The sequence below is a fragment of the Enterococcus sp. GPZ-007 genome (assembly GCF_059374735.1).
Map to the genome: position 1 here is coordinate 263,123 of NZ_JCAFYN010000001.1, position 12,073 is coordinate 275,195.

General features: G+C 43.2%; 12 protein-coding genes. 1 reads left to right on the top strand and 11 read right to left on the bottom strand.

Annotated elements, in window-relative coordinates; translation table 11 throughout:
* Window positions 1-8: 8 nt before the first annotated feature.
* From AC4J95_RS01255 to AC4J95_RS01300, 10 genes are all read right to left on the bottom strand, one after another.
* A complete protein-coding gene (locus tag AC4J95_RS01255; protein WP_494548278.1) occupies window positions 9-1,925 on the bottom strand; it encodes a heavy metal translocating P-type ATPase in 1,917 nt (638 codons plus the stop codon).
* Window positions 1,926-2,095: 170 nt separating this feature from the next.
* A complete protein-coding gene (locus AC4J95_RS01260) occupies window positions 2,096-3,427 on the bottom strand; it encodes a DUF438 domain-containing protein (protein WP_494548279.1) in 1,332 nt (443 codons plus the stop codon).
* Window positions 3,427-3,657 carry a DUF1858 domain-containing protein gene (locus tag AC4J95_RS01265; protein ID WP_494548280.1) on the bottom strand — a complete coding sequence of 77 codons (231 nt, stop codon included), beginning with the start codon at window positions 3,655-3,657 and terminating at the stop codon, window positions 3,427-3,429. Before AC4J95_RS01265 ends, AC4J95_RS01260 begins: the two co-directional genes overlap by 1 nt.
* 94 nt (window positions 3,658-3,751) lie before the next feature.
* Window positions 3,752-4,411: an HI_0552 family protein gene (locus tag AC4J95_RS01270; RefSeq protein WP_494548281.1), complete on the bottom strand. Its 660-nt coding sequence runs from the start codon at window positions 4,409-4,411 to the stop codon at window positions 3,752-3,754.
* Between the two features lie 128 nt (window positions 4,412-4,539).
* Window positions 4,540-6,060 (bottom strand): WD40/YVTN/BNR-like repeat-containing protein, encoded by a 1,521-nt coding sequence (locus AC4J95_RS01275; protein WP_494548282.1) that lies wholly within the window; start codon window positions 6,058-6,060, stop codon window positions 4,540-4,542.
* 102 nt (window positions 6,061-6,162) lie between these two features.
* Window positions 6,163-7,053: a sulfite exporter TauE/SafE family protein gene (locus AC4J95_RS01280; protein ID WP_316402308.1), complete on the bottom strand. Its 891-nt coding sequence runs from the start codon at window positions 7,051-7,053 to the stop codon at window positions 6,163-6,165.
* Between the two features lie 191 nt (window positions 7,054-7,244).
* Window positions 7,245-7,610, bottom strand: coding sequence for a VOC family protein (locus AC4J95_RS01285; protein WP_316402307.1), 366 nt, complete (start codon window positions 7,608-7,610; stop codon window positions 7,245-7,247).
* The gene (locus AC4J95_RS01290) at window positions 7,603-7,953 is read right to left on the bottom strand and encodes an iron chaperone (RefSeq protein ID WP_316402306.1); all 351 of its coding nucleotides are present in this window, start codon (window positions 7,951-7,953) and stop codon (window positions 7,603-7,605) included. The genes AC4J95_RS01285 and AC4J95_RS01290 overlap by 8 nt, the downstream gene beginning before the upstream one ends.
* A 61-nt stretch (window positions 7,954-8,014) precedes the next feature.
* Window positions 8,015-8,323, bottom strand: coding sequence for a hypothetical protein (locus AC4J95_RS01295; RefSeq protein WP_316402305.1), 309 nt, complete (start codon window positions 8,321-8,323; stop codon window positions 8,015-8,017).
* Complete coding sequence (locus AC4J95_RS01300; RefSeq protein ID WP_494548283.1) at window positions 8,316-9,278, bottom strand: helix-turn-helix domain-containing protein; 963 nt, start codon at window positions 9,276-9,278, stop codon at window positions 8,316-8,318. Before AC4J95_RS01300 ends, AC4J95_RS01295 begins: the two co-directional genes overlap by 8 nt.
* 451 nt (window positions 9,279-9,729) lie before the next feature.
* Here AC4J95_RS01300 and proC point away from each other — a divergent pair, with 451 nt between their 5' ends.
* The gene (gene proC / locus AC4J95_RS01305) at window positions 9,730-10,542 is read left to right on the top strand and encodes a pyrroline-5-carboxylate reductase (RefSeq protein ID WP_494548284.1); all 813 of its coding nucleotides are present in this window, start codon (window positions 9,730-9,732) and stop codon (window positions 10,540-10,542) included.
* 43 nt (window positions 10,543-10,585) lie between these two features.
* Here the strand turns inward: proC and lpdA are convergent, their stop codons facing one another.
* Complete coding sequence (gene lpdA / locus AC4J95_RS01310; protein WP_494548285.1) at window positions 10,586-11,977, bottom strand: dihydrolipoyl dehydrogenase; 1,392 nt, start codon at window positions 11,975-11,977, stop codon at window positions 10,586-10,588.
* Between the last annotated feature and the right edge of the window lie 96 nt (window positions 11,978-12,073).

The window sequence follows — 12,073 nt, forward strand, 5'->3', positions numbered from 1 at the left end:
TGACACCCTTATTCTACTGTTTCTTCCATTTCAACAAATTGATTTCTATCAAGTTTTGAACTTTTTGTGTGAAAAGAAAGCAGGCGCATACCATTTATGACGACGATCAGGATGCTCAACTCATGGAAGAACATGCCGCTGGCCATATAAACATAGCCGAAGATCAGCCCGATTAATAAAAATAGTACCGTCCCGATCGCAATAGCAATATTTTCTTTCATGTTCAGTACGGTTTTTTTGGTTAAACGATAGGCGTGTACCAAGTTCTCAAATTTTGATTGGATTAACACGACATCCGAAGTTTCCACCGCGACATCTGTTCCGCCTCCCATTGCAATCCCGATATCAGCTAAGGCGATCGATGGGCTATCATTGATCCCATCACCAACAAAGGCGACGACTTCTCCTTCTGCTTGTAACCGACGAATGAAAGCCGATTTTTCTTCCGGCAACAATCCGCCATGCACTTCAGACAACCCTAGTTCCTTACCAACGATCTCGGCAGTCGTTTGATTGTCGCCTGACAGCATGATCAGCCGCTTGATTCCATTACTCTTCAGCATCGCCAAGGTATCAGCGGCACCTGAACGAATTTGATCTTTGATCCCGATCAAAGCGACTACGTGTTTTTCTACTGCTACGAAGACGACCGAGTTGCCCTGCAGCTGCAAGGTGTTTTCATCCTGTTGAATCTCAGCTGGAATGGCAATTGCTTGTTCCTGCATCAAAGCCTTATTCCCAATCGTCAGGCGAACACCATCCGCTGTCGCCGCCATTCCTTTTCCTTTCACCACAGCTGTATCTGAAACATTGATCGCTGCGATTTTTTTCTTACCTTGTTGCTGCGCATAGTCGACGATTGCTTTGCCTAGCGGATGATCCGATTCACTTTCAATCGCTGCAGTCAGACTTAAGTAGTCTTTAGGGTGATCCTCATAGAATTTCGCAAAGGCGACACTTGGTTTCCCGTTGGTCAAGGTTCCTGTTTTGTCAAAGACCATCGTATTCACATGGCTAAAGGTATTCATCACTTCACTACCTTTAATCAAAATACCGTTTTTCGCACCATTTCCGATCCCGGCGACATTAGACACGGGAACACCGATGATCAAAGCTCCGGGGCAGCCCAGGACCAGGATCGTGATGGCTAATCGAACATCTTGAGTCACGAGCCCGACGATCAAGGCTAAAACGAGAATCAAAGGCGTATAATACTTCGCAAAACGATCAATAAACCGTTCGGCTAATGATTTGCTGTCTTGGGCTTCTTCGACTAGTTCGATGATCTTCCCAAAGGTCGTATCTTCTCCCACACGCTGCGCTTCGATTTTCAGCGTGCCATTCTCCAAGATCGTTCCAGCAAATACTTGCGCCTTATGCTCTTTGAAGACCGGCTTTGACTCCCCGGTGACATTGGCTTCGTCAAGATAGCCGGTCCCCTCGATGACTAAACCGTCTACCGGCACTTGAGCACCGGTCTTGACTAGTAGCTGATCACCCACCTCGACTTCATCAATGTCGACTTCCTCCGCTTCATTCCCGACTAACTTCCAGGCGGTTGCCGGGGCAAGCTTCACCAATTGTTGAATCGCTGAGCGCGTGTGTTCCAACGTTTTTTGTTCAAGTAAATGACCTAATAGGAACAAGAAGGTGACGATCGCTGATTCATTGTATTCGCCAATAATAAAGGCGCCGATCACGGCGATCGTCACTAATAAATCGATACTGACAACTTTGACTTTAGCCGCTTGATATGCCTGGATAGCGATTGGTAAGACCCCAAAAACTGAGGCGAGGGCCATCCCGATATCATAGACTGCGTTTTGTTGGAACAAAAATTTAGCACCTAATGCCAACACAATAAAAAACGCATTGATAAATGTAATTGCAGTCTTATGAGCCAATATTTTTTTCTGAAACTTCATTTTTCTCACTCCTCTTCTTTTCTCTATCAGTTTACAAAGATCCCCGCGGAAAATAATTGATTAGTATCAAGAAGAGGCCTTTTTCGGATAAATAGCTGTTTTTTTTACTGTCAATCATTATCGACAGCAAAAAGAGCCCTCAGAATTCTGAGCGCTCTTCGCTTTAAATGTTATTCTGTTTTCCCTTCCAATAGACGATTTTGGCCTTCAATCGCTTGGATATCCGTAATATCTTGGGTGACCTCTAAACAACCGAGATAGTCGCCCGCTTCATCTTTCAAGGCAAAGTAACGAATATAGATTTTTTTGCCCCGCAGGTCGATCCAAAAATCAGCCTCGCTCCGTGCGCCAGAACGAAAATCAGCTAAAATCTGTTCAACGATGTGCATACTTTTAGGCGGATGACAATTCACGACCTCGCGACCGATCACTGATTTGGTCCGCGGGAAGACCCGGCTCTTGCCTTCTGAGAAGAAGCGAACGCGATCATCCTTATCAACAAACGTTAGATCTACCGGTAAAACTTGGAACAAGGCGATCATTTCCTGCAGCTTCAATGTACCTGTCGGCAGTACGATCGTTTCGCTGGAGGCTTGCTCTTCCCAATCATAGTGCTCCTCTGGCGCGGCTTCCTCAGCTTCGGCCGCCAAACCCGCCGCGATTCCTTCCGTTGTTTCCTTGGCTTGCTGGATCGCTAATTGCCGAGCCGGCTCCCGTTCTTGTTCCTTTTCCAAGGAAGCTTGACTAGCCTTCCATGGCAATGGTTCAGGAATAAATGCAAAGCCGATATCAAAGCTGTCTTCGGCGATCTTTTCCCAGTCTTTCAGGCTGAATACATCGAGTGTCATCGGTGCCATGATCTCTTCTTCTTTAAAGATCATTTCTTCAATCTCATTTTTGACCGCTTCCCACTTTTCCGCGATAGGATTATAAGCTGCTTTTTCTGAACGGACCAATTGGATCAATGCTTTGATCTGATCACGAATGTCATCGTCCACACCCCACATAACCTTCGGCGGCGCGGTGATGCCGTATTTCTCCATATAAGAAAAAATCAGTGTTTCTTTGCGGGCATAGTGCTTATCGATCTGCAGCAAATCGGTCAAAGCATTGAGCAAACGTTCCTTCTGTGACCAGTCACCAGCTTTGATCTTGATTAACAGACCATCGATTTCATCGGTCAACAAGGATTGCAAAACTTGATTTTCCAGTTTTAAGGTATGGACTGGATGTCCCGGCTGTGCATGTTCTAAATTCGAGCGGTGGATCTCATTGATGGCCCCCTTAAAAACCGCCGCATGGATATTACATAATTTTTGGATCTCTTGCGGATTCAAGCCTCCTTGGATCAAGGCCTTTTCCGCTGCCGTGATCTCCGTCACGTCGACACCATCAAATTCTCGATTAAAAAGCTCCTTCGCTTCTTCAAATGAACCGCCTTGGTGCAGCAGTGACAAAATCTCGACAATTCTTTCTTGGCGTTGTTCTCTTGTTCGTTCCATTAGACTGCTCCTTTCACTGTAAACCCGTTCGCTTCAAATTCCTTGATAATTTCTTCCATTGGAATGTGCTTCATTTTTGCTCCTTTGGGAATTGTTACATAGCGACCGGCTGTTTGCAGCATGCCCGGCTTTGCGATTGCTTCAAAACCCAATTTATACATTAAATCCTTGATTTCGGGATAAAGAGTAACTAAGTCGAACAAAGATTTAGATAGATCTAACTCCTTCATATATAGCGCTCCTTTACTTGTTACGGATTCATTATAAGCGCTGACGGATTATTTCACAGCACTTGTTAAAAAATTTTGAAAGAACTCTCATAAATCAATCTGGCTGATTTAACATAAAATACAACGGCGCTAATTCTTTCATTGCTTGGACCGTTGCTTCAGCGACATTGGGGATACTAGTCGTTTTAAAAAATAATTTTCCCAATTGAAAACTCCGTCCCTCCATCGCTAGTCGCAATTTTTCAGGCTGCGAGGGATCCGCTAGAAATTCTGTCAACGGCAGATGATCCGTCAGTTCATGCTCGACTTGCGGCCAGATATAGTAATCTTTGATGTCTACAGCCTTGGACCAAGCCTGCAGCATATCCAGCAATCCATTATACTCCGCCAGACTGCCATTGCGCTCTTCACTTTTGTAATGTTGGAACATTAAATACACTTGAAATTGCTTTTTGTTCAATAATACCGCCAAACAAGCATTTTGATTGAGCTGCAGGGGATCGCGATAAGCACTCCAAAAATGACTCCGTAGATTCCAGCCATTGGTCCAGCTTTCAATTTTAGGCTTATCCATTTGATAATCTTCCGGTAATGCTTGGGCAACGGTTTGCTGCAGCGTTTTCCACTTTTGCCAGTGCTCTTTATAACCTTGCTTTATTTCTTCAACTGCTTCGTTAGAATATCTCTCCTTCAATTGCTTGAATGCAAAAAAATCCCGCTCAAACAATTGAAAATCCTCACTCGTTAATTCCATAACATTGCTCCTCTTTATTAGGTCGTTCCTATTGTAAACAGCACATTTGTTTTTTTCAAACGAAATCCTTTGAAAAAAAGACACCTCCTCAAGCAAGAAAGTGTCGCTACCTTTATAAAAGGAAAAAATTATTCAGTCGGTTTTACCTCCGACAGCTGCTCCGCAAACTGCCATGTTTCACCATTATCGGAAGAGCGATACAAACAAGCAAACATCTTGCCTTGATCGATCCCCCTCATTTTCAATAAATAGAATTTTGCTTCTAGCTGATTGGTACTAATCTGTGCGACTTCATTAGGTGATTGGAAAATATCCAGACCGCCTGTTTGGTATTCTTTCGGAATCGTCACTACCGCTTCCTTCAATGTCTCGCCGCCATTATTCGTGTAATAGATTTTTTCTCGTGTTGAAACAAAACCTAACATCGGATCGACAAAACTGATATTTTGTACAGGTTGAGCCACATTAGCACGGTTACCGGTATACCAAGTTTTTCCATAGTCCATGGTTCGAAAGACCTCTACTCCCTCAGTAGAACCTGCCTCACCAATATTTGAATACGCTAAGATTCCGCTGCCGTTTGCAAAAAATTGGGCTTTGCGATAGCGTATTCCGCGAACATTTTCTGTTACGAGGGATTTTTGCCAAGTTTTTCCATTATCATGTGAAGTCAAAAAGAACAGTTTTACATCATCCTCAGAATAAATGAACCAAGAAAAATCTGCAGAAACATTGTAGGTTTTATCCATCCAATAACCCATTGGAATCTCACCAACGGTCAGCAGATAGCGACCTGTACGCATCCATTCCGGCTTCAGCGGTACAAACGACCATGTCCCTCCCCCATCGGTCGTCATATAAAGCTCGTGAGTCTCATTATTCAAATCCAATTGATTGGCTTGATTTACTTGCTTATTCGGGGCTGTTCCTTGCTGTGTCAATAAGCCAGCACTCGACCGCGGTGCCTCACTTGAGGTTGTCGTCGAAAGCGTCTCCTCTGATGATTTATTTTGATGACGGTTAGCGAAGATTCCTGCCAGTCCTAAGGCCAGGCAAAGGAGCAGAATTAACCATTTTCGATTGATCTTTGAGCTTTTTGGAGCGGGCATCGTTATTGATGTTGGTTCGTCCGTCAAAACAAATAGCTGCAAAGACGAAAAGCCAAAGAATACTTGCCGATTTCCCAAATAAACCGTCGCATCATCAAGCGTAGTCAATAGTTCGATACACTCTTCCTTCAACAATCGAATCTTCGTTTTTTCTGATTGTTCCGCTAAATAATAAGAGTCATCATCTTGAAAAACGATCGGATATTTTTCTGCCTTTTGAACACATCGAACCAAAAAACGCTGGAAAGAGCGTCGCAGAATAATTCCTTGGATTGCGTTTACGCTGAAAAACAGTACTGCCAATGCTGCAATTAGAATTCCCAATACAGCTGAACTTTGCAGCCAATAATTGCTATCAGTCACTCCATCTTGCCATTTCAAACGTTGATAAATAAAACTGCCGATCCCGAAAAACAGTACACAGACAACTACTGAATATAGAAAGGCAAAGATCAGATTCTTATGACGATTTTTTTGCGCTTGTACATAAATCGGCTCTGCCGCAGAAAGCAATTCAATGATTAATAATTCCTGATCCATAATTTCTCCCATCAGATAGATTGTTAAAAATATTATCTATTATATCCCGCACAATAAACAGTCAGTTACGCGTTTTTTAAAAAAAGCCCTAGAGATTTCTCTCTAAGACTTCTTCAAACTTCCAGCAAATTCATGCATGCCTTTGCGGATGTAGGTGAACCCTGAGTAGATTACTACCACGATCACGATCCATGTTAAAACAGTCATGTTCAAGCCAGTAACAAAACGTGTCGCCACGATCACACCGATAATTCCGCCGATCGTAATGGCCAAGCTGACTTTACGAGAGTAATCCCCCGATTTAATAAAGTTGACACCAGCAACCGGCATCAGTCCTGCACATGAAGCCATCATGATCGGAAAGGCAACCAAAGGATTCAAGCCCAGCATGTAAACCAACGCCATACATGGCGCATAAAGTCCTACACCGATAGTCATCAACGCGCCTAGGATAAAGTTTCCGACGATCCCGATGATCAAGCGTACGCCAGTCAGACCAGTTAAATGATTCCCCGTTCCCAGTAAATCAAGCAAGCCCAATTGTTTTAACGCCATTAATGCCGCTGTGACGATCAAGGCAACACCCATATAGAATTGCACTTTTTTCTCCGGCAGCTTGCTCACTGTTTTCGATCCAATGTACGAACCTGCGATCGCCGCAATAACTAATGAAAATAATGTCAATGGTGCTACTTTAACTACCGTAATGAAAATAAAAGCCTCGATAATTACCGGTACTGTGTGAGAAACGTTCAATGTTCCTGGCAGTTGACGATCATTGTCCAGCTGCTTGGTCATTTCCACCAGCATCGTCGTCGGCGCAAAGCTGCCGATTCCCAGCGTATCCATCGCATCCGTAATAAATCCGATTACGCCCGAAACTAAAAAGTTTCCGCCGCCCCAATTTTTGCGAGATGAAACCAAATCGCGAATAAAATAAAAAAGATAGTAAGCCAATAGGACCCCTAACAATCCCAACAAAATTTGTACCATAGTTCTCTCCTCTGAATAAATTAATCAATGAAAGCTCTTTTTCCATTTAAGATAATACAACAATTCACAAGTATTTTGACTTAAATCAACTAACAGTTTGATGATATTCGTCCAAGAAACAGCAGAGGATTCTATGAGCAGTGTTGAGAACCAATTAAGATCACAAAAAATAACCTTCAATTACTTGAAGGTCACTCGCTCAATACAAAATAATTTTCTTCAGGATCGGCGAAATTGAATAAACGTCTTCCACCTTGCTCCATGATCGGATTTACATTCGGACTAAGTTTTTGCAATCGTTCGTGATAACTCTCTAAATCTGTCACCTTCAGCAGCAACGAAGGAAAATTATCGACGACTTCAGGGGAAACAGTTTCGATGAATTTGCGATCGAACAAGATCAAATGCACCGAATCAAATAATTCTACTGTTACCTGCAAGGAGCCATCCGGCATCGTTTGCTGCGAAAGAATCTTACCGCCTAACCCTTCCTGCCAAAAGGCCGCTGAACCTGCGACATCGTTGACATACAACATGATCTCGATTCCCTTAAGCATTTTTCTCCATCACTTCCTTCAGGCGAAAACGCACCATTTCTTTGATAAGATTCCGCGGCAGTTCCTGCGTATAAGGAATCTGCAAGGCTCCTTTTGACGTTTTGTACTCCTTTAGTTGCTCTTGGAATTCCTCCATTGCGCTAGGCGTCGGGTAAAAGCCCAGATGCTTTTTCATCGCACCAAAATGCACCAAGTTTTCCGTTAAATGAAATGTTGGCATCCCGTAAGAGAGTTTTTCCGTCGTTTCTGGTGGAACCATTTCTTTGATCAGTTGATAAATCTCTTTCAACATTGGCTGCTGATCTTTTTCAGCGTCATTGATGTATTCTTCAATCGTTGCCATCTCTTCAGCTCCTTTTTCCTCTAGTCTACTGGAAACGTTTCAAAAGGGATACAAACTTGCTCTATTCGTCCTTCAATAAATCTCCCAAAGAAAAACCATCGAAGGTCTCGCCATCATAATATTTCAGCAATTGATCCGCGGTTAGTAAAGAAGATGTCATTTCCTCCTCTTTGTCCTCAACCTGGTTCAACGCTGCATATTCTTGATATTGTTCTGCCAATTGGCGGTACAGGTCTTTTTTAGAGGACCCTTCCCCCGTAATAAATGGTAATTCTTTGATATGCCCGCGATAAAGTGGTAAATTATCAACCCATTCGATCGGCTGCTCCACAACGGTCAACTGAACTTCAGCAAATATATCTTCATACATGCGTTTTCTTCCTCTCACATTTTTTTCGGTATTGCCGAGGCGTAATGCCTTCGATCTGCTTGAAACGTTTGTAGAAAAAAGCTTTGTCCTTATAGCCCAAGCGTTCCACAATCGTCTGCACTGTCAGATCCGTTTGTTCCAAATAGCTTTTACAGCGCTCGATCCTTTTCAACAAGACGATTTCCGTAAAGGAATGTCCCGTCTTCTCCTTCAATAGACTGGATAAATAATTGGGATGGAAATGAAATTTTTGCGCCACTTCTTCTAAGGTCACTTGTTCCAACCGGACATCAATATAGGCTAAAACTTCCACCGTCAATTGCCCATTCGAAACAAAACTATCCTTAGCAATCAAATGCTCAGGTGCGACCTGACTGAGCTCGACAATTAACAAGACAAACGCAGACTTGGTTACTTTGTTATTGAAGTATGCCATTTTTACGATCTGTTTCAATAAGAGTAACGCATAAAAATGTACATCACTGTTATCACTAAACGCATATACAAGAAAGCGCGAAATACCGACAAGCTCATCGCTCAATGCCTCCACAAAAAAACGATACAGCAGCGGCTCTTCAAAAAATTGTCCTAATAAGGAGTCCGTAAAATAGCTCGGCTTGAAGTAAAAGGCGATTACCTCAGCTTCGTCATTTCCACTATAGGAAAGCTTCGTTTCAGCATTCGTCAAAACCAATCCACCCGTACTCAATTTTTTCTCAGAACTATCAATGGAAACAAGCACATTGCCTTTCATCACATACAGTATACGGATAAAATTAGCAGGCACTTCAATCTGGTCACTCGTCTTCCTCGTGACAAACGCCGCGATCTCTCGTTGCGGATTCTCTGCGAAACGTTGCACTTCACCGATCATTTGACCATCGTCCCCAAGATAGCAATCCAACGTCCTCAAGAACTGATAAAAACTGGCATATTGCGTTGTCGTTACATCCATTTTTTTACCACCTTAGAATCAAACACTTTCTTCTTTATCTACACTATTTTAATTAAGTGTCGATCCGCTTATAATTTCTTTATTGATTGTACCATTTTTATGAAATTAATACATTTGATTCAAACACTTTTGAGGATGTCAGTTCAACTTTTTGCAGTTCATTTAAGAAGAAAGTTCAGTATCAAAAATTGAGTAAAGCAACAGTGTGAACAGTTTAGTTGAATGATATACGGCATTCGAATCGAACTAATTTTTCCATGAAAAATTAATTCATTCAAACGAATAAGGATGTCAGTTCAACTTTTTGCAGTTCATTTAAGAAGAAAGTTCAGTATCAAAAATTGAATAAAGCAACAGTGTGAACAGTTTTGTTGAATGATATACGGCATTCGAATCGAACTAATTTTTCCATGAAAAATTAATTCATTCAAACGAATAAGGAGGATTTACTATGAAAATTGGTTTTATCGGTGCCGGCAATATGGCATCTGCGATCGTTGAAGGCATTGTTCAAAAAGGCTTCAGCAAGCCCGAAGATATTTATCTATATGATATTTCAACAGAGAAGGTTCAAGCCTTTGCAGACAAAGTTGGTGCTCATGCATTGAGTGATCCGCAAAAAGTTATCCAAACGGTTGATACGTTGATTTTGGCCGTCAAGCCCAATGTGATTAAAGGTGTCTTACTGGAGGCGAAGGACGCGATCCTGAAAAATGATCCGTTGATCGTTTCGATTGCAGCTGGAACCAGCACGGAAGCAATTTACGAAGTATTTGAGACCGAGCAGCCAATCCGAATCGTACGGGTAATGCCGAATATGAATGCGATGGTCGGTGAAGGTGCGGCGGCGGTTTGTAGAAATCCAAGTGCCACAAAAGAAGATGTCGCTTCGATCATCGATCTATTCAACGCGGTTGGTAAAGCATGGCCGTTGGAAGAAAAATACTTCTCCATCTTCACAGCGATTGCCGGCAGTTCGCCTGCTTATACGTTCTTATTTATTGATTCCATTGCGCGCGCAGCGGTGAAAAACGGCTTACCAAAGGACATTGCCTTAGAAATGGCGACCCAAGCAATTCTAGGCAGCGCACAAACCTTAGCAAACAGTGATGAAAATCCATGGACGCTAATTGACCGAGTAAGCTCGCCCGGCGGAACAACTGTCGCAGGAATCGTTGAATTAGAAGATAATGCCTTTATCTCGACAGTCATCAAGGGCATTGATGCCACGATCCGCAAAGACGAAGAATTAGGCAAAAAATAGCCAAAAAAAGTTATGCCGGATCAAACTGGCATAACTTTTTCTTTTACATATGAATCGGCATTCCCAGCCCGACTTCACAGGCATCCATCACCATTTCCGATAAGGTCGGATGCCCATGGATCGTTAGGGAAATATCCTCCAACGTCAGATAGGATTCGATTGCCAGAGTGATCTCAGCCACTAGATCACTGGCATTGACGCCGACGATTTGAGCACCCAAAACTAATTCGGTCTCCGCTTCAAAGACCAAGCGGACAAAGCCTTCAGTCGCATTCAATGACAACGCTCGACCATTGGCCTGCATCGGGAAATTCGCTGTCTTAGCTTTGATTCCCTCTGCCTTTGCTTCCGCTAACGTATAGCCGACTGTTGCCACTTCTGGATCAGTGAAGCAGATGGCTGGAATCGCCCGATAATCCTTCGCAACGTTTTTCCCGCCGATAACTTCTGCTGCAACTTTGGCTTCATAGCTGGCTTTGTGAGCGAGCGCTAAGCCTTCAACAATATCACCGATAGCAAAAATTGTTTTCTGGGAAGTGCGATACTGCTCATCGACCTTAACTAGATTTCTCTCGGTGAGCTTGACTCTCGCTTTTTCCAAGCCTAAGCTTTCTGTATTCGGTCGGCGGCCAACGGTGACCATCACATAATCCGCTTCGATCGTTTGCATCTTGCCTTTAACTTCAAATTCGACCGCCACACCATTTTTCGTTTCAACGGCTTTTTTCGCTTTCGCATTGGTAAAAACATTCACGCCATTTTGTTTGAAACGCTTCGCGACTAATTCGGAAATATCCTTTTCGAAATTTGGTACGATATTCGGACTACCTTCAATAATCGTGACTTCCGAACCGAGGTTGCGATATGCACCACCCAGTTCTGAGCCGACGATCCCGCCGCCGATAATAATCAGCTTCTTTGGAATTTCCTTCAAATTCAATCCACCTGTGGAATCCAAGACCCGCCCCTCAAACTTAAAGCCGGGGATTTCAATCGGCCGACTGCCGGTTGCAACGATGGCATGCTTGAATTCTAGTTTTTCTGCGCCATTTTTCGTGGTGATCGTCATACTTTGCGGACCAGTAAATTGCGCCCGCCCCATAATCACTTCTGCGCCATTTTTCTTTAAAAGCATTCCTACACCAGAGGTCAGAGTCTTCACAACCTGCTGGTCTTTCCATTGCTGTGTCTTCGTAAAGTCCAGCTGCGCATCCTTCACGCTTAGTCCTAGAAAGTCAGAGTGCTGTGCTTCTTGGTAACGATAGCCCGCAGTGATCAAGGCTTTGGACGGAATACACCCAACATTTAAGCATACACCACCAATATGCTCTGCTTCTACTACAGTCACCTTTTGTCCCAACTGCGCCGCACGAATGGCTGCTACGTACCCGCCAGGTCCTGCACCAATCACGACTGTATCTGTTTTTTTCGTCATATATACGACTCCTTATTCGTAAGTATGAAATAATTTTTCTGGTGAAAAATTAGGTCGATTCGAATGCCGTATATCATTCAACTAAACCATTCACTC